Annotated in this window: 21 protein-coding genes and 1 riboswitch; of the genes, 8 read left to right on the forward strand and 13 right to left on the reverse strand. The window is 42.1% G+C overall.

The window, feature by feature from the left end:
* Window positions 1–35 precede the first annotated feature (35 nt).
* Window positions 36–977, forward strand: a complete 942-nt coding sequence (gene queG / locus BFS30_RS26445) for a tRNA epoxyqueuosine(34) reductase QueG (protein ID WP_069382053.1) — start codon at window positions 36–38, stop codon at window positions 975–977.
* Between the two features lie 49 nt (window positions 978–1,026).
* Here the strand turns inward: queG and BFS30_RS26450 are convergent, their stop codons facing one another.
* The 4 genes from BFS30_RS26450 to BFS30_RS26465 all read right to left on the reverse strand — a co-directional run bounded on the left by BFS30_RS26450 (window position 1,027) and on the right by BFS30_RS26465 (window position 5,181).
* Window positions 1,027–1,659 (reverse strand): TlpA family protein disulfide reductase, encoded by a 633-nt coding sequence (locus BFS30_RS26450; RefSeq protein ID WP_083252256.1) that lies wholly within the window; start codon window positions 1,657–1,659, stop codon window positions 1,027–1,029.
* Between the two features lie 64 nt (window positions 1,660–1,723).
* The gene (locus BFS30_RS26455) at window positions 1,724–2,164 is read right to left on the reverse strand and encodes a hypothetical protein (protein WP_069382054.1); all 441 of its coding nucleotides are present in this window, start codon (window positions 2,162–2,164) and stop codon (window positions 1,724–1,726) included.
* A gap of 102 nt (window positions 2,165–2,266) precedes the next feature.
* Window positions 2,267–4,126: a M1 family metallopeptidase gene (locus BFS30_RS26460; protein ID WP_069382055.1), complete on the reverse strand. Its 1,860-nt coding sequence runs from the start codon at window positions 4,124–4,126 to the stop codon at window positions 2,267–2,269.
* 86 nt (window positions 4,127–4,212) lie between these two features.
* Window positions 4,213–5,181 (reverse strand): 3'-5' exonuclease, encoded by a 969-nt coding sequence (locus BFS30_RS26465; RefSeq protein WP_069382056.1) that lies wholly within the window; start codon window positions 5,179–5,181, stop codon window positions 4,213–4,215.
* A gap of 187 nt (window positions 5,182–5,368) precedes the next feature.
* Between BFS30_RS26465 and BFS30_RS26470 the strand changes: the two genes are divergently transcribed.
* Both BFS30_RS26470 and BFS30_RS26475 read left to right on the forward strand, forming a co-directional pair.
* Entirely contained in the window at window positions 5,369–7,345 is a 1,977-nt protein-coding gene (locus BFS30_RS26470; protein ID WP_069382057.1) for a DUF3857 domain-containing protein, read from the forward strand.
* 2 nt (window positions 7,346–7,347) lie between these two features.
* Window positions 7,348–9,249: a DUF3857 domain-containing protein gene (locus BFS30_RS26475; RefSeq protein ID WP_157263064.1), complete on the forward strand. Its 1,902-nt coding sequence runs from the start codon at window positions 7,348–7,350 to the stop codon at window positions 9,247–9,249.
* A 14-nt stretch (window positions 9,250–9,263) separates the two neighbouring features.
* Here BFS30_RS26475 and BFS30_RS28150 read toward each other — a convergent pair whose 3' ends face one another.
* From BFS30_RS28150 to mqnE, 6 genes are all read right to left on the reverse strand, one after another.
* Window positions 9,264–9,386, reverse strand: coding sequence for a hypothetical protein (locus BFS30_RS28150; protein ID WP_257785591.1), 123 nt, complete (start codon window positions 9,384–9,386; stop codon window positions 9,264–9,266).
* Window positions 9,387–9,389: 3 nt separating this feature from the next.
* Window positions 9,390–9,908 carry a C40 family peptidase gene (locus tag BFS30_RS26480; protein WP_237028671.1) on the reverse strand — a complete coding sequence of 173 codons (519 nt, stop codon included), beginning with the start codon at window positions 9,906–9,908 and terminating at the stop codon, window positions 9,390–9,392.
* Between the two features lie 3 nt (window positions 9,909–9,911).
* Window positions 9,912–12,521, reverse strand: coding sequence for a DNA mismatch repair protein MutS (mutS, locus tag BFS30_RS26485; RefSeq protein ID WP_069382689.1), 2,610 nt, complete (start codon window positions 12,519–12,521; stop codon window positions 9,912–9,914).
* Window positions 12,522–12,601: 80 nt separating this feature from the next.
* Window positions 12,602–13,327, reverse strand: a complete 726-nt coding sequence (locus tag BFS30_RS26490) for a menaquinone biosynthetic enzyme MqnA/MqnD family protein (protein ID WP_069382059.1) — start codon at window positions 13,325–13,327, stop codon at window positions 12,602–12,604.
* A gap of 7 nt (window positions 13,328–13,334) precedes the next feature.
* Entirely contained in the window at window positions 13,335–13,946 is a 612-nt protein-coding gene (locus BFS30_RS26495; protein WP_069382060.1) for a histidine phosphatase family protein, read from the reverse strand.
* Window positions 13,946–15,139 carry an aminofutalosine synthase MqnE gene (mqnE, locus tag BFS30_RS26500; protein ID WP_069382061.1) on the reverse strand — a complete coding sequence of 398 codons (1,194 nt, stop codon included), beginning with the start codon at window positions 15,137–15,139 and terminating at the stop codon, window positions 13,946–13,948. The genes BFS30_RS26495 and mqnE overlap by 1 nt, the downstream gene beginning before the upstream one ends.
* Before the next feature lie 188 nt (window positions 15,140–15,327).
* Here mqnE and BFS30_RS26505 point away from each other — a divergent pair, with 188 nt between their 5' ends.
* Complete coding sequence (locus BFS30_RS26505) at window positions 15,328–15,936, forward strand: YdeI/OmpD-associated family protein (RefSeq protein WP_069382062.1); 609 nt, start codon at window positions 15,328–15,330, stop codon at window positions 15,934–15,936.
* A 43-nt stretch (window positions 15,937–15,979) separates the two neighbouring features.
* Here the strand turns inward: BFS30_RS26505 and BFS30_RS26510 are convergent, their stop codons facing one another.
* The 3 genes from BFS30_RS26510 to BFS30_RS26520 form a co-directional block, all read right to left on the reverse strand.
* Complete coding sequence (locus tag BFS30_RS26510) at window positions 15,980–16,972, reverse strand: cytochrome-c peroxidase (protein ID WP_069382063.1); 993 nt, start codon at window positions 16,970–16,972, stop codon at window positions 15,980–15,982.
* 40 nt (window positions 16,973–17,012) lie between these two features.
* Window positions 17,013–17,780, reverse strand: a complete 768-nt coding sequence (locus BFS30_RS26515; RefSeq protein WP_069382690.1) for a sulfite exporter TauE/SafE family protein — start codon at window positions 17,778–17,780, stop codon at window positions 17,013–17,015.
* A 99-nt stretch (window positions 17,781–17,879) separates the two neighbouring features.
* The gene (locus BFS30_RS26520) at window positions 17,880–18,374 is read right to left on the reverse strand and encodes a hypothetical protein (protein WP_069382064.1); all 495 of its coding nucleotides are present in this window, start codon (window positions 18,372–18,374) and stop codon (window positions 17,880–17,882) included.
* A 114-nt stretch (window positions 18,375–18,488) separates the two neighbouring features.
* On the opposite strand from BFS30_RS26520, the gene BFS30_RS26525 reads away from it, so the two are divergent.
* From BFS30_RS26525 to BFS30_RS26540, 4 genes are all read left to right on the forward strand, one after another.
* Window positions 18,489–19,604, forward strand: a complete 1,116-nt coding sequence (locus BFS30_RS26525) for a trans-sulfuration enzyme family protein (protein WP_069382065.1) — start codon at window positions 18,489–18,491, stop codon at window positions 19,602–19,604.
* Window positions 19,605–19,776: 172 nt separating this feature from the next.
* Window positions 19,777–19,890, forward strand: a riboswitch (SAM riboswitch).
* A gap of 234 nt (window positions 19,891–20,124) precedes the next feature.
* Window positions 20,125–21,432 carry an O-acetylhomoserine aminocarboxypropyltransferase/cysteine synthase family protein gene (locus tag BFS30_RS26530; RefSeq protein ID WP_069382066.1) on the forward strand — a complete coding sequence of 436 codons (1,308 nt, stop codon included), beginning with the start codon at window positions 20,125–20,127 and terminating at the stop codon, window positions 21,430–21,432.
* A 3-nt stretch (window positions 21,433–21,435) separates the two neighbouring features.
* Window positions 21,436–22,494: a homoserine O-acetyltransferase family protein gene (locus BFS30_RS26535; RefSeq protein ID WP_069382067.1), complete on the forward strand. Its 1,059-nt coding sequence runs from the start codon at window positions 21,436–21,438 to the stop codon at window positions 22,492–22,494.
* A gap of 7 nt (window positions 22,495–22,501) precedes the next feature.
* Window positions 22,502–23,743 carry a homoserine dehydrogenase gene (locus BFS30_RS26540; protein WP_069382068.1) on the forward strand — a complete coding sequence of 414 codons (1,242 nt, stop codon included), beginning with the start codon at window positions 22,502–22,504 and terminating at the stop codon, window positions 23,741–23,743.
* Window positions 23,744–23,762: the final 19 nt, after the last annotated feature.

Consider the following 23,762-nt stretch of genomic DNA (forward strand, 5'->3'; position numbering starts at 1 on the left):
AAAGGTTTTAAGGCTAAATCTTATCTTTGTAGCCGATGTTGAACAATTCCGTGAAATATAGCAGGATGATTAAAGCCGAAGCCTTAAGGCTGGGCTTCATGCAATGCGGAATTGCCAAAGCAGATTTCCTGGAGGAAGAGGCCTCGAGATTGGAGAAATGGTTGAAAAACAACCACCATGGAGAAATGGGCTACATGGAGAACCACTTTGACAAACGGCTCGACCCAAGATTACTTGTGGACGACTCAAAATCAGTGATCTCTCTGACCCTGAACTACTTTCCTGAAGAAAGGCAGCAGGACCCCGATGCGCCTAAGATATCGAAATATGCCTATGGTACCGATTACCATCTGGTCATTAAGGATAAGCTTTTTCAACTGCTTAATTTTATTTCAGAAGAGATTGGTGAAGTCAGCGGACGTGCATTTGTCGATTCGGCTCCGGTGATGGACCGCGCATGGGCAAAACGCGCTGGTATTGGCTGGATTGGTAAAAACAGCAACCTGATTAATAAAAAGAGTGGCTCTTTCTTTTTCCTTGCGGAGCTGATCGTGGACCTTGAACTGGAATACGACAACCCTTTTGAGACGGATCATTGTGGAACCTGTACCAAATGTATAGATGCCTGCCCTACTGATGCCATCTTATCCCCTTTTATTATAGATGCGAAAAAGTGTATTTCTTATCTGACCATAGAATTAAGGGAAGAAATTCCGCAGTCTTTTAATGATAAGATGGAGAACTGGATGTTCGGATGTGACATTTGTCAGGACGTATGTCCCTGGAACAGGTTTTCAGTTCCCCACTCTGAACCGAAATTTCAACCCAATGAGAACCTGTTGCAGATGAAACGAGAGGACTGGCTGGACATTACGGAAGATGTATTTAAAACCATCTTTAAAAACTCAGCAGTAAAGCGGACCAAATTTAAAGGGCTGACCAGAAATATTGATTTTATTAAAACAGCACCAAAATAAAAAACTGCGCCATATATCGATGCGACGCAGTTCTTATTGTTTTTACTTTTTATTTTAGCAGCTTATCGATGAATCCAACTATTTCCGGATCATTGTAGTCGGCCGCACCTAAATGGTGAAATGCCAGTTTTCCCGATTTATCCAGAATCACAGTAGTAGGCATTGAGCCAGCAAAATATTCTTTAGGCACCTCACTCTCCGGCAAATAAACAGGAAGCGTATAGCCGTTCTTTTTCATGAATTCATTGGCCTCTTTATATTTACCGTCTACATCAACCATGATAAAAACCAACTGCTCATTATCTTTATATTTAGTATATAAAGCTTGAATAGAGGGCATTTCAGCAATGCATGGAGGGCACCAGGTAGCCCAGAAATTAACAAAAACTACTTTCCCTTTTAATTCAGCAAGGCTGATGGATTTGCCCTTCCCATCGGCAAAGGTGACTTGTTCTCCACCAGGTACCGCAACCGAAGCATCTGCTTCCGGCGCTGAACTTTTTGGTATTGCAGGCGCCTGAACCAATCCTATTTTCATCAGGCTTTGGATCACCCAGCCTTTTGCCTCCGGACTAAATATGAGAGTAAGCACAAATAAAATGGCTACTGCCATACTGATATTCGAAAATGTGAACCAATTCTTTTTTTGCAGGTTATTATTTTGATCTTTTATAGATGTCATGATATTGATTTAAACTTCAGGTATTCAGAAACTTTTGTTTTATTACGGATGATGTAAACAGATCCTATATCAGTAAAAGTCTGTTCCACAGGAAAATCGAAGTCCTTGTCCGGCGAAACCAGGAATATGGAATTGGAAGCTGATAATGTCTTTTGTCTGCTGTCAGAAGAGAAGTCAGAAATCCAGGCAAAATGAAAAACAAGAATGGCATCATGGCCTGTGTCTTGCTTAGGTTCCGGAAGGTCAACTGTACGCTTTCTTTTAAAGCTGTCTGCATTTTGCAGGAGGATATTCCTGATTTAAAATCTGCTTTTATCCGGGTAACAGTCTTTACTGCCCCTACCCGAGCTGATTGTTCAATAGTCTGAGCAGAGAAAAAGAAAATAATCCCTTGTTTCAAGGCGCAGGAGGAAGGCAGACATAATGTACACAACAGAAACACCGCTAAAATCTGACGGACTTTAGTGGTTAATTTACAAGGAGTATGTCCAACTAATCTGTTCATGCGACACAAAAATAGGGAATTAAAGAAAACGAATGGTCATAAGTCTTAAAAAACAAAAGAAGACAGCTCTTCACTGTCTTCTTTTATACCACAGGACTAAAACTATAAACTCAGCACATTATCAGATTTGTCCTTGTCCGGAACATGAGCACTACCCAGCTCCACCTTTTTCAAATTTTTCTTACCTGAAACCCGAAGACTGATCTTTTGATCTCCATTCTCCCATACCGCGATACTTTGATGAACCTTCATCTTAGTACCATCCTCAAAAGTCAACGACAAATCCACAGGCAGCGGTTTATTGCTTTTGTTTTCTATTACAATTTCATATTCTTCTCCTACTTTGTTCGCAGAAACGATCCCCAGGTCCGTTACTCCCTCTTCGAAGAACCAACGTTTCCAGAACCAGTCCATATTTTTACCAGCACCTTCATTCATACTGTAAAAGAAGTCGAATGGCATCGGGTGTTTTCCCTGCCATTGGCTGATATAATGATGTAAAGCCTTATTGAACAATTCATCTCCCAGATAATCCTTTACAAAAAGATAACCTAATCCGGGTTTAGGATAAGAATTCGTAAATGCCCCTACCCCCTTCAGCTCCGTGCTTAAGGTCACGATGGGAACATCATCCTTTGAGCCGGAAGACATTGCTGTTGGAGCTACTCCATATTCATCAACCATAGCCGGATCGATCATTGGTCCGATCAGCCATTCGCCGATGGTGGCCCAGCCTTCGTCCATCCAGGCATATTTGGTTTCATTCGTGCCCATATAAAAAGGAAACATCGTATGAAAAATTTCATGAACCGTCAGTGTAATCGCATCTTCTCTTTTTTCTACCGGATTATCGTTCACCATCATTGGATACTCCATCTGATCAAGCCCGTCAAAGATCGTTTCATGTGCATATGGATAAGGCCATTTAGGGAAAGTATAGCTCATCGCATGAACCGTTTTACGGGCAAAATCGATGACTTCATAATAATCCTTATGGATTGGGTTAAAAGCTGCATCTACCCTGGTCCTTCTTCCTGTTTGAGGATCTACAACCAGACTCGTTGACTTCCATAAGTAATGATCGCTTGTGGCGAACACAAAATCAGTTACATTTTTAGCTTCAAACTTCCAGGTATTGTACGCCTGATCAGCAGTAACTGCTTTATTTTCCAGGTCTTTATCGTCAATCACATCAACCACCGCATCTTCCTTTTCCGCTTTGGCAAGACGTTCTGCAATGTCTTTTTTCAATACCTGTTTTGCATTCAGCAGATCGCCGGTAGCCCAAACCACAAAGTTCTTGGGAACAGTAATTTCTCCTTTGAAACTACAGAAATCATTATAAAACTCCACTTCACCGGTATATGGGAATTTATTCCAGCCATCGATATCATCATAAACAGCCACACGCGGAAAGAAATAAGCAACGAAATGAGAACCTTCATCTACCTGTCCAGTACGCATATGAGAGCCTTTATTCAAATCGTATTTGTATTCGATTTTCAATTTGATGTTCTTTCCCGGGGCAAGGGCAGCAATTGCGGCCTGCATATTCGTTCCTTCGATGGTCATGGCCTGCTGATCCAGTTTCCGGCCATCAGCCTGCATCGACAGGATACTCACGCCTTCATTCAGGTCCCTTTCATTAAATTTGGTTTTTCTTTCCACACCCTTCTTATATAAGTTCGGATAAAGTTTAAACCACAGTTGTTTCAGCGTATCCGGACTGTTGTTATAATAAACAACCTCTACTACTCCTTTTAACTCCCTGCTTGCAGGATTAAAATTAACTTTCAGGTCGTAGTTTGCCGTATTCTGCCAGTATCTGGCTCCGGGTTTCCCCGATACAGCTCTCGTACCCTTTGCATAAGCTGCCTGGATTTCCGCAGGAACAGGTAACTGCTGAGCATAAACCAAGCCCGACAGGCATATTGATACCAGCAAAAATGAGATCTTTTTCATAGTTAGTATATCATCTTGTTTTAACAAAAAAGAGGTTGCCGGAAATGAATCCAGACAGCCTCTTTATATTTTTCTAATCGTTTCTTTTATTTTCCAAACTTCATTTTCAATTGCTCTAACATATCGTTAGTTACTGCAACTGCAGGTTTCGGCTTTTTAGCTTGTGGAGCTGATGGATTGGCATTAGGCTGAGCTGGTTTTGGCTTATTTGCCCCGGCCTGTTGCTGCTTTTCCTGTTTCAACTGTTCCTTCTTCTTGTTCCATCTGGTCCAGATCTCTTCCAGCTTTTTCTTGGTATAAAGCGGGAAATCCCCTTGCTTCATCCATGCATAATAGCTAGGCTCAGTATCAAATACCTGTTCAACCGTTTTACCTTTATGTTTACCGAAGTTAAATATTTCCTGATCCTGCTCATTGAAAACCATTCTTCCGGCAAAATCAACGGGTTTATTCATATTCGTAAAGGTATGCAGCGCATCTACATCATTCTTTACCGGCTTAGAAATTTTACCTTGTTTATCTTCAAACTCAGTATCGCTGTAACGCTCAATCTGAGCAAGAAGCACATGGTAAGTCGCCAGGATATCGGCTTCAGCAGAGTGTGCATTCACAATATCTTTGTCGCAATAAAACTTATAGGCAGCACGTAAAGTGCGTTGTTCCATCTGGTGAAATATATTCTGAACGTCTACAAATTTCCTGTCAGACATATCAAAATCTACTCCTGCTCTTAAAAATTCTTCCAGTAATACCGGAATGTCAAATCTGTTGGAATTATAACCTGCAAGGTCAGCATCTCCAATAAATGCAGACAGTTCAGCAGCTACATCTTTAAAAGTAGGCTCATTGGCAATATCCTTATCATAAATCCCATGAATCAGGGAAGATGCTAAAGGAATCGGCATTTCAGGGTTAATGCGCATTGTTTTGATCAACTCCGATCCATCGGGCATCGCTTTTAAAATGGCAATTTCTACAATACGATCTGCACCAACATTAACACCAGTGGTTTCCAGATCAAAAAAAGCAAGAGGGCGGTTTAAATTTAATTTCATTAGTATATGTTGCTATTTTTAAAGGTGTGAATCCCCAGGAATTCATTTTATAACTCTTTGGTAGCTTTTCAAAAGTCGTAAAAATCATCCATTAAACCTGAACTTATTTAGTATTGTATAAAATAGTCTCCCCGGTTCTTTTTTATTAAGAACTATCCTACCTTTGCGGTTAATAAGTTACGCTTCCATGAAATACATTTACCTCTCATTATTTTTTGTTTTTTGTTCAGTGAAATCCAATGCACAGGATTTCAAATTCGGAGACTATACGCACGATGATCTTGCCTTAAAAAACACGGTGATTGACAGCAATGCCAATGCCATCGTAATTCGTGAGTTTGGAACAGCGAGAATCGACAACGATGATGTCAGAGGCCGGATGATGGTCGAATACCTATACCATGTCCGCATCAAAATCTTCAACAAACAAGGCTTTGACCAGGGAAACATCAGCATTATGCAACATGTTTATGGTAATGACGCAGAAGACGAAATCAGAGACATCAAGGGCGTTACCACAAATTACGTAAATGGGACGTTTAAGCAAACTGATCTGGATCCTAAAAAAATATTCAAAGAGAAAAAGAACAAATATAGAAATCTGACCAAATTCACCATGCCCAATCTGATGGATGGAAGTATTATTGAATATAGCTATCGCATCAGTATCCCCAGAATATTTAATTTCAGAAACTGGGAGTTTCAATCCGATATTCCAAAATTACATAGTGAATACATTGCTTACATACCTGCATTGTACAATTATAATGTATCCTTAAGAGGAGCCTTAAAACTCAACGATACCAAGGCCGAGCTTCAGAAGGAATGCCTGCGGATCTCCGGTGTTTCCGTTGATTGCTCCAAAATGACCTATACCATGAAAAATATCCCCGCATTTGTAGAGGAAGATTACATGACAGCAGCGGTCAACTTTAAATCAGCCATTAACTTTGAACTCTCCGATTATCAAACATTGGATGGTTCTAAAAGAAACGTTACAAAAACCTGGAAAGACGTCGATAATGAACTAGTATCTGATAAATCATTTGGATCACAGATGAAGAAAAAAGATGCTTTTAAAGACCTCATGCCTGAGCTGCTTAAGAATACGACCGACGACCTGAGTAAAGCACAAGCCATATACCGTTACATCGCAAAAAACATCAAGTCCAATGGTTTTATAGGAATCTATAGTGAAACAGCCGTTAAAAAGGCACTGGAAACCCATTCCGGCAATACCGGCGACATCAACCTTAGCCTTATTGCCGCACTCTCAGCAGCAAATATTGATGCAGAAGCACTGATCCTCTCCACCCGTGAGTATGGTCAGGTAAATGACCTGTATCCGGTGATTACCGATTTTAATTATGTGGTGGCCAAAGTAAATATCGGAGATAAAAGCTATCTGCTGGATGCTTCTACCCCACTACTTCCTTTTGGCCTACTCCCGCTACACTGTATCAATGGAAAAGGAAGAGTAATTAACCTTAAAAAACCTTCCTACTGGTATGATCTGATTGCCAGTCAGAAAGATTATACCCGCTACAACTTCATTGCAACCCTCACCAAAGAGGGCAAAATAAAAGGCGAACTACTCACCTATTCCTCAGGATATGCAGCACTAAAAAAGAGAAAGGGCATTCAGGCCGCTAATTCTGTAGAGGAATACGTGGAAAAACTGGATGAAAAAATGCCTAAAATCAGCATTGGTAAATATGAAATCCAGAATGTGGACAGTCTGGAGCAACCATTAATAGAAAAGTACGACATTACCATTAATTCTTATGATGGAACCTCAGCGGCTCAGATCCTCTTCAGCCCTTTCTTTATCGATAATATCAGTAAAAATCCTTTCAACCTGAACGAAAGAACCTATCCGATAGATTTGGGTGCAATGACAGAAAGCAGATGCAGTATTCAACTTACCGTTCCGGAAGATTTTGTGCTGACTGAACAGCCGAAGGACCTGAACATTGCTTTACCGGATAATGGGGGAAGATACCTGAGCTCCACCTCTTTTATGAATCAGGTCATTAACTTTAACCAGCTCCTGCAATTGAATAAGCCGGTTTACCATCCGGCAGAATACCTGTCCCTTAAAGAACTTTACAGCAGAATTATTCAACTGCAAAAAACAGACATTATCTTTAAAAAAGCTAAATAATTATGATGAGGAGTTTAATCCTTGGGTTATTGACATTTACAGCCTTTCCTTGTTTTTCTCAATCGCCATATGCAACTGATCTGGTTCCATCAAACTTAAAAAGCCGGGCAAATTCGGTGATCCGGGAAATGGAAACTACCGTAGACATGCGGGCAACTGACCAGGTCATTATGACCGTAAAAAAGGTCGTTACCGTCTGGAATAAGAGTGGCGATCCAAGGGCAGAACTCGTAATTTATTACGACAAAAGCAGCAGCATCCAACGGGTCAAAGGACAGGTTCTCGATGCAATGGGAAACCTGAATACCAAATTTTCTCTCAGTGATTTTAACGACCAGAGCGCAGTTAGTGATGGAAGTCTGTTTGTAGATTACCGGCTGAAATATTATTCACCAATTGTCACGACTTACCCCTATACTGTGGTATATGAATATGAAATCAGGAACAAGCAAAACCTGATCATTCCCGATTGGTATGCAAATGCCTATCCCGACCAGTCTGTCGAAAAAAACAAATATACTTTTATCTCCAGGCCGGGTGATGAAATCAGGATCAGGGAATACAATTATGCCGGAAAATCAGAAGTACTAAAGTCTGAAAAATCAACGAGTTACACCTGGCAGCTCAGCAATAAACCGGCTTTTAAAGCGGAACCTTATGCTCCGGATCCCGAACGTTATCAGACCTATGTAAAAATCGCCGCCAAACAATTCAGTTATTATGGATACAAGGGTAGCTATCAGAATTGGGACGAGCTGGGGAAATGGGTATATAATGATCTGATTAAAGGCAGACAAGCCCTTCCTGAAGGTGCCATACAGACCGTTACGGAACTCGTAAAAGGAATAGACAACGACCGTGAAAAGGCAAAAAAGATCTATGAATATGTTCAAAAGAAAAACCGGTATATCAGCGTTCAGATTGGCATAGGTGGTCTGCAACCCATGCAGGCAACAGAAGTTCATCAGCTGTCTTACGGAGATTGTAAAGCCCTGGTAAATTATACACAAAGCCTTTTGCAGGCTGCCAATATTCCTTCTTTATATTGTGTGGTCAATGCAGGAAGCAGAAAGAAGAATATGGATCCTGATTTTGCAAGTGTAGAACAGGGCAATCACATTATTCTGGCTGTCCCGATGAAAACGGATACCGTCTGGCTGGAATGCACCAGCTCAGATAATCCCTTTGGTTTCCTTGGAGATTTTACCGACGACCGTACTGTTCTTGCCTGTACTCCGGAGGGAGGAAAGTTATTAAAAACTCCTGCCCTGACCAGTGAAATGAATACACAGAAGAGAAAAGCTCAGCTTCAGGTAGATGCTCAGGGATCTATAACCGGAAAACTAAACACCATCTTCAGTGGTTCACAATACGACAATTATCAGCATATGGTTGCTGAACCTTATACCGAACAGCTGAAGTTGTTAAAAGACCACTACGATGTGGACAACATTAATTTCAGCGATTTCAAACTCGTTCAGGACAAGGGTTCAAATCCAAATACCCGGGAATCTTTCAACCTGGACATTCAGAAATATGCGGCTAAAAATAATGACCTGTTTTATCTCGAATTAAACGCTTTTAATAAAACCCGTACCATTCCTGAAGTCAGAAACAGGACTTTGCCGGTATACATTAACAGAGGCTACACAGACGATGACGAACTCATTTACCAGCTTCCGGAGGGTTTTAAGGTAGAAACAAAGCCAGACAATAAGCTGATCATCAGCCCGTTCGGAACCTATAGCTCCAGCCTTAAAATCGAAGGAAAAACCCTGACTTATAAAAGGATACTGCAACTAAAAGACGGAAACTATCCGGCAGAGAAATACGAAGAATTCAGCAATTTCATGAGCAATGTAAATGCGGCAGACCATGCTAAATTAATTTATAAGTTAAACTAGCACAACGGGTTAAGCTAACTCAGGATCAGAATCCCAAGGCCAATGCCGATAATCATAATCAGGTACATCAGGATTTCAGTCGTTGCAAATTTCTTGTATTTTTTCCAGAAGGAATCTTCTTGTTTTGAGGTGGACATAGCTTAGTTTTTTATAGATCCTGCTTTCACCAATGCCCGCTGATAAGCTGGTAAGTTCAGGTCGTCTACCACCACACCACGTGTAGTGGAAGCATGGACAAAATAGTTATTATTGAGATAAACCCCTACATGGTCTACCGCACCGCCACCAAAAGAGAAAAAGATCAGGTCTCCTTCTTTTAGCTGACTCACACTTTTGGTCCTGATCACTGTTGCCTGATCACTTGACCTTCGGGGCAGTTCATTTCCATAAATATTCTTCTGCAGCAAAAAAGCAAAGCCCGAACAATCCACCCCTCTTTTATCCAAACCACCCAAACGATACCTTACCCCTGTCCAATCGGTAATAAAACGGTATAAAGGTTTACTTTTAAGATTCGACATGGCCATCGCTGTTCTGGCCGCCGTACTGGTGCTGACTGTTTTCTTTCTGGAACCACAGGCAACCAGTACCATCAGCACCATTAAAAAAAGTAACGATTTTAATCTTCCTTTGAGAACAGTGTGATCAATGGTCATCATAGTTTATTCTTTAATTATCCGTTGTATTTCATCCAGTTTTAGCAAAGCCTCTACCGGTGTCAATACATTTACATCCAGATTATTCAGGGTATCTCTTATTTTCAGTAATACCGGGTCATCAATTGCAAACATGTGTAACTGATAAGCCTGATTCTGTACTTTTTTAATGCTGTCTTTGATGCTCTGCCCCTCGGTCCTGTCGATCTCCAGCTTTTTAAGGATCTCATTTGCCCGGTTGATCAGCTTAGGAGGCATTCCCGCCATCTTGGCTACATGAATACCAAAACTATGCTCACTACCACCAGGCACCAGTTTTCTAAGGAAAATCACCTTATTGCCCACCTCTTTAATCGACACATTGAAGTTCTTGATACGGCTCATGGTATTGGCCAGCTCATTCAGCTCATGGTAATGCGTCGCAAACAATGTTTTAGGCTTTGCAGTAGGATGGGTATGCAGGAATTCAGCAATTGCCCAGGCGATCGAAATCCCGTCATAGGTACTCGTTCCCCGGCCAATCTCATCCAGCAGGATCAGGCTGTTGTCCGAAATATTGTTCAGGATACTGGCCGTTTCATTCATCTCCACCATGAACGTACTCTCTCCGGAAGATAAATTATCCGAAGCACCAACCCTGGTAAATATCTTATCTACCAGACCCAGCGTAGCCGCTTTTGCAGGTACAAAACACCCCATTTGCGCCATCAGCACAATCAGACCGGTCTGCCTCAGTATGGCCGACTTACCCGACATATTGGGTCCCGTAATGATAATGATCTGCTGTGTTTCATTGTCCAGAAATACATCATTCGTAATGTATTCTTCTCCTACAGGTAACCGCTTTTCAATTACCGGGTGCCTTCCACCTTTAATATCCAGGTTTTTGGTCTTGTTAACCACGGGTTTCACATAGTGGTTTTTAACCGCCAGCTGAGCAAAACAAAGCAATACATCCAGCTGCGCAATGGAGAAAGCATTCAGCTGAATCTGTTTGATATAGGCACTCACCAGGAACATCAGTTCTCCATAGAGGCGTACTTCGATCTGCATGATCTTTTCCTCCGCACCCAGAATCTGTTCTTCGTATTCTTTCAGCTCAGGAGTAATATAGCGCTCTGCACTTACCAGGGTTTGCTTCCTGATCCAGTCGGCAGGCACTTTATCTTTATGGGTATGCGTCACCTCAAGATAATATCCGAAGACATTATTGAAGGCTACTTTAAGCGAAGGGATACCTGTACTTGCCGCTTCTCTTTTTTGAATTTCTACTAAATAATCCTTTCCACCGAAAGAAATTTTACGCAGGCGGTCCAGCTCCTCATTCACCCCATCGGCAATCACATTTCCTTTGATCAGCAATGCCGGAGGATCCTGTTGCAGTTCTCTTTCCAGCTTCTCTCTGATGCTTAAACAAGGGTCCAGCTGATCAGCCAGGGCCATAAGGAAGGGGTTACCGGATGCGGTTGCAATCTCTTTTACCGATTCAATATGGTACAACGCCTTTTTAAGCTGACACAATTCTCTTGGTCCAACTTTTAACAGCCCTACTTTAGAAATCAGACGCTCCAGGTCACCAATCTGTTTGATGTGGTTTAAAAACTCTTCCACCAGGGCCTCATCTTTCACCAGGAACTCCACCATTCCCAATCGTTCCTCAATAGGCTTCAGTTCCTTGAGCGGCATAATGATCCAGCGGTGTAGCAAACGTGCCCCCATTGGTGTAGAAGTATGGTCGAGCACCTGAAATAGCGTTACCGCATTATCATTGGCCGAACTAACCAGTTCCAGGTTGCGGATTGTAAAACGATCCAGCCACATGTATTTATCTTCCTCTAACCGGGAAATAGAAGTAATATGTTTTAAATTACGGTGTTCGGTTTCATTCAGGTAATGAAGCACTACCCCGGCAGCAATAATACCGATCTGCAATTTATCTACGCCAAAACCTTTCAGTGAGTTGACCTCAAAATGTTTGGTCAGGGTTTCTGTAGCGTAATCAGTCGTAAAAGCCCAGTCGTCCAGATGAAAAGTGTAAAACTTATCACCGAAAAGCTCCAAAAACTCTTTTCTTTTTGTCTTTTGAAAGATGACTTCATTAGGTTTAAAACCCTGCAAAAGCTTATCGATATACTCCGCATTTCCTTGAGCAACGTAAAACTCTCCCGTAGAGATATCAAGAAAAGAAACACCCATTCCCGCTTTATCAAAATAAACCGAGGCCAGATAATTATTCGATTTCTGGCTCAGGATGTTATCATTGTAAGCAACCCCAGGGGTAACCAGTTCTGTTACTCCACGTTTTACAATTGTTTTGGTGGTTTTGGGATCTTCCAGCTGGTCACAAATCGCTACCCTTTGGCCCGCGCGAACCAGTTTCGACAGGTAATTGTCTAAAGAATGATGGGGAAACCCAGCCAGTTCAATGTGCCCTCCAGGTCCATTTCCCCTTCTTGTCAATACAATTCCCAGAATCTGAGAAGTTTTCACCGCATCTTCACCAAATGTTTCATAAAAGTCGCCAACTCTGAACAATAGTAATGCACCCGGATACTTTGCTTTAATAGCATTGTACTGTTGCATTAAAGGTGTCTCTTTAGTTTTATCTTTAGCCAAAATGTATTTTATTTTACAAAACCGTAAAGATAGCATCTGGATGCATAACCTTTAGGCTTTGTTGAAAATTTTAAAAAAAACTACAACTGTTCAATATAGGACAGAAACAGGCTTAAAGCTTCCCGCTTTTTTTCCGTCAGTTCGAAATCCAGTTTATGCATTAAGTAGTCGTCAAGATCAAAATCCGGAATGGCCGGCAATTCTCTCAGCAACTCCGCACGATGGGAAAGACCGGTGGCCAATGCCTCGTTAAATTCAGTAATAAATGTCTCAGGAATAGCTTTATTGGCCACCCAGGCCGCGTATACAAAAGGAAGTCCGCTGAACTTCATCCATTCCTCTCCCATATCATAGGCATAGGGGTAGTTCGCCTTTTTACCAAAAGTCCGGTCGCCAATCAAAACCATTGCATCGGTCTTCGCTTCCGGATCGGTGGTATAGCTGACTTCCTGTTTCCAGTGAAACTTTAACAACACCTTAGCCAGGTTGTTGGAAGTACGGGAATGACTATCAAGCCTTACCGTTTTGATTTCCTGAAAAGGGACATTGCTGAACACAAACACCGAATTTACCGCACCAACAGAACCGATACAATAATCTGCAACAATATTTGCATTGGGTACCATTGGAATTGCAGCCACCGGAATCAGGCCTATATCGACCTGACCATTAATGAGTTTTGCAGCACAATCTGTAGGGATATCTAAACTTAAATCTATCTTATTAATCAGTTCCGAATGCTCAATCCCATAAATAAAGGGTTTAGTATTGGTATAAGAAACTGCGGAAATTTTAATCTTATTCAAAGGGGAATTATTTTAAATGATCCGTATTGTTAAACTCAGTGATCACAAACTGATCTCCGGTCATTTGAATTTTATAAAGGGTGGTATTCTGGTGAGGAAACTCTGTCATTTCGCTCAATGGTCTGCCCGTAAGTAAACAAAGGAACAGGCGCATTGCGCGCCCATGCATGCAGATTAAAATCGTTTTTTCATTTTTTGCAGCAGTGATGACTTTCAGTGCTTCTTTCTGACGGACAATGACATCTGCCGGGCTTTCCCCTCCTTCAAAACGGGCGTCATAATCTGCCGACTGCCATTTTTCCATGATGCTTTTAAAAGCTGTAATGGCATGTTCATCATTTGTTTTACCTTCCCAGATGCCCCAGGCCAGCTCATCAAGTCCTGACAATTGCTCCCATGGTAATCCGGCATCAATAAAACCTTGTACCGTCTGGTGGGTACGTTTCAGTGCTGAAGTGTAAACCTTATCAAAAGGAACCTCTTTATAAGTGGCATAAAATGCAGCTGCCTGTGCTCTTCCGGTATCATTAAGGTCACTATTGATCCCTCTTCCCTGTACGATACCCTGTCTGTTTAGTTCTGTTTCACCATGTCTGATGATGTATAATTCTTTATCCATTAATTGATTACAGGCAATTTATAATATTGTGGTTTCACCGATCCTTCAAATACGAAATCCGTATAATCAGTGACTACATTGTAAAGGGTATCTCTTTCTATCGGCTTACGGTTTACCTGTTTGATCAGGTTTACCAGCTCTTCCGTATTCATTGCTGGGTGTTGTTCTTCAGCACCTGCCATAGAATAGATTTTGGTCGTATCATCTAAAGTACCATCAATATCGTCTACCCCGAAGTTTAAAGAAAGCTGTGCAGTCTGCCTGCTGATCATTGCCCAGTAAGCTTTGATATGGTCGAAATTATCCAGATAGATTCTGGCGATAGCATAGTTTCTCAAATCTTCAATCACCGAAACCTCCGGAACATGGTCCATCTGGTTGTTTTGGTTTCTGAATTTAAGCGGGATAAAGGCCTGGAAACCTCCAGATTTATCCTGCTGCTGACGTAAGCGTTCCATATGGTCTACACGATGCCAGAACTGCTCAATATGACCGTACAACATCGTTGCATTGGTTTTCATACCCAGTTTATGTGCCTGTTCATGAATATCCAGCCATTGTTCCGCATTACATTTATCATGGGCAATTTTCTCTCTTACTTCAGGGTGAAAAATTTCCGCTCCACCTCCCGGCATAGAATCCAATCCGGCTTCCTGCAGGTATTTCATTCCGTCATAATGACTCAGCTTCGCCTTTTTGAAAATATAGTAATACTCCACAGGAGTCAATGCTTTGATATGTAAATCAGGGCGATGTGCTTTTGCACGCCTGAAGAAATCACTGTAAAAATCAAGATTTTGCTTGGGAACAACACCTCCTGTAATGTGGACTTCCGTTACCGGCTCATTGTCGTACTTTTTAAGCACATCCATCATTCCTTCTACGCTCATCTCCCATCCTTCCTCACGCTGCTTAATCAGTCGGGAGTAAGAACAGAACTTACAATCGTACACACATACGTTGGTCGGTTCAATATGGAAATTACGGTTAAAATAGGTTTTATCGCCATGTTTTTGCTCCCTGATATAGTTCGCCAAAACACCCAGGTAGCCTAGTTCGGCATGCTCATAAAGGTAAACACCTTCATCGAAGGTAATCCTTTCCTGGTTCTGAACTTTATTGGCAATAGCTTTAAGTTCTGCAGACAGACCGGTGTCGTTTAGAAGTAAGGCCAGCTTTGAATTAGCATCCATGTAGTATGATATAATGATGAACAAAAGTAGTATAAAATCATCAGAAACCCGTTTTTTTAACAGGTTTTAGCTGTCAGCATTGTGTAAAAGAGCATTAGGCTTAAAAAATGAAGGCAGATAAGGAAAGGGAATAAATTTTGATTATTTTAGAGCATACCATTAAGTATGGTCCTATACTACATTATGCCATGGAAAAATACGACCCTAGAGTTGACGCCTATATTGACCGTGCAGCAGATTTTGCCCAGCCAATCCTGAAACACATCCGCAAGCTCGTTCATCAGGCTTGCCCGGAGCTTATAGAAACTATAAAATGGGGCTTCCCTCATTTTGATTACAAAGGAACAGTATGTAGCATGGCCTCCTTTAAGAGCCATTGCACTTTCGGCTTCTGGAAAAGCAAGCTCCTTCCCGATCCGAATCACCTGCTTGGCGAGAGTAAAGAAGAAGCTATGGGACAACTGGGGCGGATTACTTCCGTCGCAGACTTACCGGAAGAAAGCATTTTTATTACCTATATTCAGAATGCCGTCATCCTCAATAAAGAAGGGATCAAGATGGAGAAAAAGCCGGCCGCAGCAAAAATAGAACTGGTAATTCCTGATTATTTTGCCAAAAGCCTGGCCGAAGCTCCGGCAGCACAGGAGCATTTCGACAAGTTCAGTTACTCGCAGAAAAAAGAGTATCTGGAATGGATTGTGGAAGCAAAGACAGAGGAAACCCGTCAAAAAAGACTCGGTACCGCGCTGGAATGGATTGCTGAAGGGAAATCACGTAATTGGAAATACCAGCGTTAAATCTAATAAAACACCCTATTCAGACCGGAAGAGAAAAAACAGATTACTGAAGAGTGATCTTATTGATAAAAGCATGATCCGTTAAGGTTTTTAAAAACACAATGATCTTTTTCTGCTCAGTAGCTGTTAAAGGGATTCCTGCTTTTCCATGTTGCTGCATTAAAGGATCCAGATCTGCATCAGCCTTTACACCCGAAGCATAATACTGAAGCACTTCTTCCAGCATATTAAACCTGCCATCATGTAAATAAGGGCCAGAGACTTCCACATTTCTCAGACTGGGTACTTTAAATTTCTTTACCGGATCCTTTGCCATTGCCGTCCCAATATTTCTGAATGATTCATCACTGAACAATTCCCCGGAATGACAGGACGCGCAGTTTCTTTTAAACAGTTTCCATCCTTCCCTTTCATCCGGACTAAAAGTATCCTTCTGTTTTGCCACCAACTGATCGTAACGCGAATTAGCGGAAACCAGCGAAAGTAAATATTGTTCAATCGCTCTGGTCAGCTCTTTTTCCGTAATTTTCTCTACGCCAAAAACAGTCAGAAAGTGTTGTTTATACACCCTTGAACTGTTTAATTTCCTAACCACATTCTCCATGGTCTCTCCCATTTCCGCCGGACTGGTAAGCGCATTTACGGCGGTATTTTGAAGTTTTGTTTCCCGGCCATCCCTGAAATAGGAATGTTTCCATTGCAGGTTCATCAGGGCCGGGGTATTTCTTGTCCCCATTATTTTGGCATCTACCCCTTCATTGATTTTAATACCCGCACTGGAATACGCATCAACCTGATTATGACAGGAAGCGCAGGCCACTTTTCCGTTTTTGGATAAGGAAGGATCATCAAATAATTTTTGTCCCAGCGTTACCCCTTCCACAGTCAATGCAGGCGCTACCTGAACCGGAACTGGAAAATTAACCGGTTTCCTTACGGCAACCACTGTTTTTATCGTAGAAAGTCCAAAAGCAAGTGCCAACAGGACGGTAGAAAACGCAATAATGGCAATTACAAAAAGTTTATTTTTCTTCATTTAACATCAATTCGGCCTTTCTTTTTCGGCCCTTAAAAAATCAGGACTTCAGGAAGATATCGTAGGCAAACCTCAGAATCGTACCAAAAACAACGATCAGAAAAAAGATCCTGATAAATTTATTTCCCTTCAGCAACGCCAGTTTAGTCCCTAAAAAGGAGCCTCCAACATTACAAACAGCCATAGGGATAGCCAGCTCGTATAAGATATGCCCCGTACTTCCGAAATAACAGATCGCCGCAATATTGGTCGCCATATTGATCAGCTTTGCCCCGGCACTGGCATGAAGGAAGTCGTAACCCATCAGTGCAATAAAGGCAAGGATGAAAAAAGTTCCCGTTCCAGGCCCGATTAAACCATCATAAAAACCAATCACAAAACCAAAGAGCAGACCAATCAACACCTGTTGCAACACCGTATGTTCCTTTTCCTGATGAACACCGAATTTCTTATTGAAATACGTATATACAGCAACCAGGATCAGGATAACTAATACTGCGGGTTTGATGACCTGATTGTCGATCAGGGTAATGCTATAGGCACCAAATAAGGCACCGGTAAATGCGGCCAGTGCAATATAGATGAGCAGGCCCCAATTCAGCTTTACATTCTGGGAGTATTTCCAGGCAGCGAAAGCGGTTCCGGAAAGAGAAGGGATCTTGGTGGTACTGAAAAGTGTAGCTACCGGGTACTGCGGCAAAACGATCATGATGGCTGGCGTCTGTAATAAACCTCCCCCACCAACAATAGCATCAATAAATCCTGCAAAAAAAGAGACTATACAGAGTATAATCAGGTCTGAAACCATAATCCAAATAATTGCCGCAAAAGTAGCGTTTTTTAAGGCAAAAAAAAAGGGACCCACACCACTGAGTCCCTTTTAACCTAAACCAAATTTAACTAAAAACTATTTTGCTGCTGCTGTAAAGTTTAACACAATATAAGCAGTCGAATTACCATATTCTACAGGTGATTTGATAGTCAGACTCTCTTTTGTAGCAGAAGAAAGTACCAGTCTGTAACCTTCAGTTACATTTTTAGCTTTATCACCTTCGTACAATTTTTTAAACTGGAACGTCTGATCAGGTACACTTGCAGACCAGTAAATGGTTTGTGTTTTAGCTGCACATGCTCCACCACCCGGCAGACTGTAGCTTCCATTACCGCTATTAGTTAATCTCCAGGTACTACCAACAAAGCAGGTATATGCACCTTCACCAAACAATGATTTTACAGATGCCTGAGGAATGCCTTCAAAAGTAATATCGTTTAGCACCCAGTTACCTGTTACATCACCACGTTTAACAACAGTTTGAGCAGCACCACCACCTTTTGGTGAACAACTTTGCAAAACCATTAATGAACTGCATAAAATGGCTGCTATCAGGAATATTCTTTTCATATCAATTTGTTTTTCTTCTTTAATACATAAATCTTGCCAAAACTTCAACAGAATAATTTTTACCTTTAGCTTTGTTCTACCAAGCCACTTAATTCACTATTTATCCTCCTGAAAATGAAACCAGAAACTTTAGCAATCCATTCCGGAAACTTGTACGAGAGCAGCACTAAAGACGTTACCCCGCCTATTAATTTGTCCACAACTTTTTTCAGAGATGAAGATGGTGGCTATTCTGGCGGACATATGTATAGCCGGGTGAGTAACCCGAACCGCTCTGCACTGGAACAGGTATTGACCAATCTGGAAAAAGGAGCTGATGCCTGTGCCTTTTCTTCCGGGAATACCGCCGGAATGTCTCTTTTTCAGGCCCTGGCACCGGGAAGTCATATCATTGCCGCGGACGACATGTACTGGGGGTTTAAGAAACAATTGCAGTCAATTTTTGCAGACACCTTAACCATCGATTTTATTGATCTGACTGATATTGACCGGATCTCCGGCTATATCAAAGAAAATACCGTGATGATCTGGGTAGAAACCCCTTCTAACCCTTTATTGAAAATCACAGACCTTGTGGCCATTTCTGCAATCACTAAAAAACACAACCTGATTCTGGCCTGCGACAGCACTTTTGCTTCTCCCTGCCTGCAAAACCCAATTTCCCTGGGCGCAGACATCGTCATGCATTCTTCCACCAAATATATTGGCGGCCACAGCGATGTGCTGGGCGGGGCACTCATCACCGCAAAAAAATCCGCTTTCTGGGAAAAAGTCAGAAACATACAGCAGATTGGTGGGGCAGTACCTTCCCCATTCGATTGCTTTTTACTGTTAAGGAGTATCAAAACCCTTCCTTACCGCATGCGTGGACATTGTGAAAATGGAATGGCACTGGCACAATACCTGGAGCAGCATCCAAAAGTGGAGGCCGTATTTTATCCGGGATTGCCTGCACATGCACAACATGAAATTGCCCGTCAACAGATGACCGGTTTCGGAGGTATGTTGTCTATTTTAGTGAAAGGTGGTGCCGATGAAGCCCGCAGAGTGGTTAATACCGTAAAGCTTTTTGCTCAGGCCACCAGCCTGGGCGGAGTAGAGAGTCTTATTGAACACCGGGCATCAGTAGAAGGTCCGGACACCAAAACCCCGCAGAATTTAATTCGGATCTCTGTAGGACTGGAACATATAGATGACCTTATCGCAGATTTCAATCAGGCCCTGGCCTAAAAATCACCATTCACCCTGACAAACCGGACTCCAGAACTATATTTTATAACACTCATTATCAATTAATTACAAAATAACCAGAATATAATTTTGGTTATTTTGTCACTTAGCTTTACATTTGAACTATTCTTAGCGAAAGCTATTCAAGTCATTACCTCTTAAACTGGGTTTTGATTTATAAAGAAGTGGCGAGAGACAGGCTCTTTGACCCACTGGCAACCCTCCCAAAATGGAGAAGGTGCCAATTCCTGACCGGCTGGCATGGTGCCATCTGGAGAGATAAATTAAGACAATGAGAACAGTTAAAATTACATCAGATTCTTTTAATTATTGTTGCCCGCAGCGTACGATTTGTATGTGCTGTTGCATACAATAACCGACAAAATCTTCCTTTTGCATTCTTGATCCATCCGGAAGGCCTCAATTGAGGTACGCTAAACAGCTATATCCCCTTATGCCACAATACCGCATAAGCAGGAGTCTCAAAACCCTATTTACCAAACGATTAAAAGAACACAACATGTCAGCCAACCATAAATTCGAAACCCTTCAGATACACGCAGGTCAGGAAATCGACCCCACAACAGGTTCAAGAGCCGTTCCACTTTACCAGACTACTTCTTACGGATTCAAAAACTCTGAGCACGGAGCCAACCTCTTTGCTTTAAAAGAATTCGGAAATATCTATACCAGGATTATGAATCCTACCACCGACGTTTTTGAAAAACGTGTAGCCGCCTTAGAGGGTGGTGTTGCTGCCCTGGCCGTAAGTTCTGGACAGGCCGCTCAATTCATTGCATTGAATAACATCCTGGAAGCCGGAGACAACTTCGTTTCTTCCTCTCATTTATATGGTGGTTCCTATAACCAGTTCAAGGTTGCCTTTAAACGTTTGGGAATTGAAGTGAAATTTGCAAATGGCGACGATGCTTCGGACTTCGAAGCAAAGATCGACGAGAATACCAAAGCCCTTTACCTGGAAAGCATCGGAAACCCTTCTTTCAGCATCGCAGATTTTGAAAAGATCTCTTCAATAGCCGGGAAACATAACCTTCCTTTAATTGTAGACAATACCTTCGGCGCTGCCGGATACCTGTTCCGCCCATTAGAACATGGCGCACATATCGTCGTTCAATCGGCCACCAAATGGATCGGCGGACATGGAACCAGCATTGGTGGAGTAATCGTTGACGGTGGAAATTACAACTGGGGAAATGGTAAGTTCAAACAATTTACTGAACCTTCCGAAGGTTATAACGGATTGGTATTTAACGATGTATTCGGTATCGGTGGTCCATTTGGAAACATCCAGTTTATCATCCGTGCCCGCGTAGAAGGTCTGAGGGACTTTGGTCCTGCCATCTCCCCTTTCAACTCTTTCCTGTTGATCCAGGGCCTGGAAACGCTTTCTCTCCGTGTACAACGCCATGTAGACAATGCGCTTGCTTTAGCCACCTGGCTGGAAAATCATGAAGCGGTAAAAAGTGTCAATTATCCCGGCCTGGAAAGCAGCCCTTATCATGCAAATGCTAAAAAATACCTGCAGAATGGATTCGGAGCGGTATTGTCCTTTGAACTTCATGGAGAAAAAACCCAGGCTACCGCATTGGTAGATCAATTGAAACTGGTGAGCCACCTCGCAAACGTAGGGGATGCAAAAACACTGATCATCCAGCCTGCTGCCACTACCCACCAGCAGCTGAGCGAAACAGAGCAGATTGCTGCCGGAGTTACCCCCAATTTATTGCGGGTGTCTGTAGGAATAGAACATATCGACGACATTAAAGCGGATTTCGAACAGGCATTTGCAGCAATCAACGTAAAATAGACAATGAGCACTATATCAACATATACCCATACCAAAACTTTCAAGCTGGAGAGTGGCAAGAAATTGCGTAAAATAGAACTGGCTTATCAGACGTATGGAAAATTAAATGCAAAGAAGGACAATGTCATCTGGGCTTGTCATGCTTTGACAGCAAATTCAGACGTGCTGGACTGGTGGAAAGGCCTTTTTGGTAACAACGACCTGTTCAATCCGGAAGAACATTTTATCATTTGCGCGAATGTATTAGGTTCCCATTACGGAAGCACCAATCCACTGAGCATTAACCCAGTAACCGGTTTGGCTTATTACCTTTCTTTTCCTGAATTTACCATACGTGACCTGGTTTCTGCACACCGTTTGCTGGCAGAGCACCTGGGAATAAAAGACATCAAAGTTTTAATCGGTGGTTCATTAGGAGGGCAACAAGCACTGGAATGGGCAATCACAGATGGCTCTGCAATAGAAAACCTGATCCTGGTAGCCACCAATGCGGTACATTCTCCATGGGGAATCGCCTTCAATGAGAGCCAGCGTCTAGCCATCAGTACCGACAGAAGTTTTTTTGCACAGAAGCCGGACGGTGGACTGAAAGGATTAAAAACTGCCAGAAGCATCGCATTATTGTCTTACCGTACCTACGATGCCTATACCGATACACAACTGGAAAGTGTGAACGATAAGACCGGTTCTTTCCGGGCATCTTCCTATCAGAACTACCAGGGTGAAAAACTATGTAAGCGCTTCAATGCCTATAGTTACTGGTACCTCAGCAAAGCGATGGACAGTCATAATGTGGGAAGAGGCAGGAAAAGCGTAACAGAAGCGCTGGCTACTGTAAAATCAAACACCCTGGTGATTGGGGTAGAAAACGATGTATTGTTCCCGATCTCAGAGCAGGAATTTTTAAGCAAACACATTCCTGATGCCGCATTTCATAGCATCAAATCTGCTTACGGACATGATGGTTTCCTGATCGAAACCGACATCCTGACCAATGTGATTGGCAATTTCCTGAAAGAAAGCAGCAACAAGAAAATAATTAAATTACATAAAACAGCATAGTACTTAGATGAGCAAGAAACTTAAAATTGGTTTATTTGGATTTGGAGTGGTAGGTCAGGGATTGCACGACATTATTCGTGGTCAGGAACTGAACCTGGAAATCATTAAAATCGCTATCAAAAACCCGGATAAGAAACGTAGTTTAGACGCCAACCTTTTCACTACCAATCACGACGAGATTTTAAATAACGAAGAGATCAATACCATTGTCGAACTGATCGACGATGCAGATGTTGCTTTTAACATTACCAAACGTGCCTTAATCAGCGGCAAAAATGTCGTTTCCGCCAATAAAAAAATGATTGCCAATCACCTGGCAGAACTGGTAGAATTACAGGAAAAACATGGCGCTTCCCTACTTTACGAAGGTGCGGTATGTGGCAGTATTCCAATCATCAGAAACCTGGAAGAGTACTATGACAATGAATTACTTCATGGCATCAGTGGCATCTTTAACGGCTCTTCCAATTATATCCTGTCTAAAATTTTCAATGAAAACCTGGAATATGGTGTGGCTTTAAAACAGGCTCAGGACCTTGGTTTCGCAGAAACCGACCCGATCCTGGATGTGGGAGGTTACGACCCTAAGTTCAAGCTGGCCATCGCCACTGCACACGCTTATGGTTTGTTCATCAATCCTGATAAAATCCTCAATATCGGCATTCAGAACCTGAGTGAGAACGACATCAGGTATGCAAGAGAGAAGAACTTCAAGATCAAGCTTGTTCCAACAGCACGCAAAATCAGCACCAAACAGGTAGTTACTTATGTATTGCCTAAGTTTGTGAAATCTGATGATTTCCTTTACAACGTAGAGAATGAATACAATGGGGTAACCGTTCAGGCTGCCTTTGCAGATAAACAATTCTTTTTCGGAAAAGGCGCAGGCGGACACCCTACGGGAGCAGCAGTACTTTCCGATATCGCTGCCTTAAGATATGATTACCGTTATGAGTACAAGAAATACCACCAGCAAAACGGCCTGATCCATACTGACAATGTAAATATCGAAGTTTACCTGCGTTATGTCCATGAATATACCGTGGAGAAATTACAGGTAGAGAACATTGTAGAACGTTTCTCCCGTCAGGATTACAAATATGTAATCGGAAGTGTCAGCTTAAAAAGCTTATTGGCCAACCGCAATTTACTGGAGCAGAAAGACGTATTTATTGCCCATACCGGCAGATACACCTATACTGAGCAACAGATCCAGACGGTTACAGAAGAAGAAATACTTTTTAATTAATAATAACAATTCGTTTTGA

The organism is Pedobacter steynii, from assembly GCF_001721645.1.
In the GTDB taxonomy this organism is placed as follows: domain Bacteria; phylum Bacteroidota; class Bacteroidia; order Sphingobacteriales; family Sphingobacteriaceae; genus Pedobacter; species Pedobacter steynii_A.

Bases quoted from the DNA above. Each gene is read 5' to 3' on its own strand.
- queG (WP_069382053.1), top strand. From the start codon at position 36: ATGTTGAACAATTCCGTGAAATATAGCAGGATGATTAAAGCCGAAGCC.
- BFS30_RS26450 (WP_083252256.1), bottom strand. From the start codon at position 1,659: ATGACATCTATAAAAGATCAAAATAATAACCTGCAAAAAAAGAATTGG.
- BFS30_RS26455 (WP_069382054.1), bottom strand. From the start codon at position 2,164: ATGAACAGATTAGTTGGACATACTCCTTGTAAATTAACCACTAAAGTC.
- BFS30_RS26460 (WP_069382055.1), bottom strand. From the start codon at position 4,126: ATGAAAAAGATCTCATTTTTGCTGGTATCAATATGCCTGTCGGGCTTG.
- BFS30_RS26465 (WP_069382056.1), bottom strand. From the start codon at position 5,181: ATGAAATTAAATTTAAACCGCCCTCTTGCTTTTTTTGATCTGGAAACC.
- BFS30_RS26470 (WP_069382057.1), top strand. From the start codon at position 5,369: ATGAAATACATTTACCTCTCATTATTTTTTGTTTTTTGTTCAGTGAAA.
- BFS30_RS26475 (WP_157263064.1), top strand. From the start codon at position 7,348: ATGATGAGGAGTTTAATCCTTGGGTTATTGACATTTACAGCCTTTCCT.
- BFS30_RS28150 (WP_257785591.1), bottom strand. From the start codon at position 9,386: ATGTCCACCTCAAAACAAGAAGATTCCTTCTGGAAAAAATACAAGAAA.
- BFS30_RS26480 (WP_237028671.1), bottom strand. From the start codon at position 9,908: ATGATGACCATTGATCACACTGTTCTCAAAGGAAGATTAAAATCGTTA.
- BFS30_RS26495 (WP_069382060.1), bottom strand. From the start codon at position 13,946: ATGGATAAAGAATTATACATCATCAGACATGGTGAAACAGAACTAAAC.
- mqnE (WP_069382061.1), bottom strand. From the start codon at position 15,139: ATGGATGCTAATTCAAAGCTGGCCTTACTTCTAAACGACACCGGTCTG.
- BFS30_RS26505 (WP_069382062.1), top strand. From the start codon at position 15,328: ATGGAAAAATACGACCCTAGAGTTGACGCCTATATTGACCGTGCAGCA.
- BFS30_RS26510 (WP_069382063.1), bottom strand. From the start codon at position 16,972: ATGAAGAAAAATAAACTTTTTGTAATTGCCATTATTGCGTTTTCTACC.
- BFS30_RS26515 (WP_069382690.1), bottom strand. From the start codon at position 17,780: ATGGTTTCAGACCTGATTATACTCTGTATAGTCTCTTTTTTTGCAGGA.
- BFS30_RS26520 (WP_069382064.1), bottom strand. From the start codon at position 18,374: ATGAAAAGAATATTCCTGATAGCAGCCATTTTATGCAGTTCATTAATG.
- BFS30_RS26525 (WP_069382065.1), top strand. From the start codon at position 18,489: ATGAAACCAGAAACTTTAGCAATCCATTCCGGAAACTTGTACGAGAGC.
- BFS30_RS26530 (WP_069382066.1), top strand. From the start codon at position 20,125: ATGTCAGCCAACCATAAATTCGAAACCCTTCAGATACACGCAGGTCAG.
- BFS30_RS26535 (WP_069382067.1), top strand. From the start codon at position 21,436: ATGAGCACTATATCAACATATACCCATACCAAAACTTTCAAGCTGGAG.
- BFS30_RS26540 (WP_069382068.1), top strand. From the start codon at position 22,502: ATGAGCAAGAAACTTAAAATTGGTTTATTTGGATTTGGAGTGGTAGGT.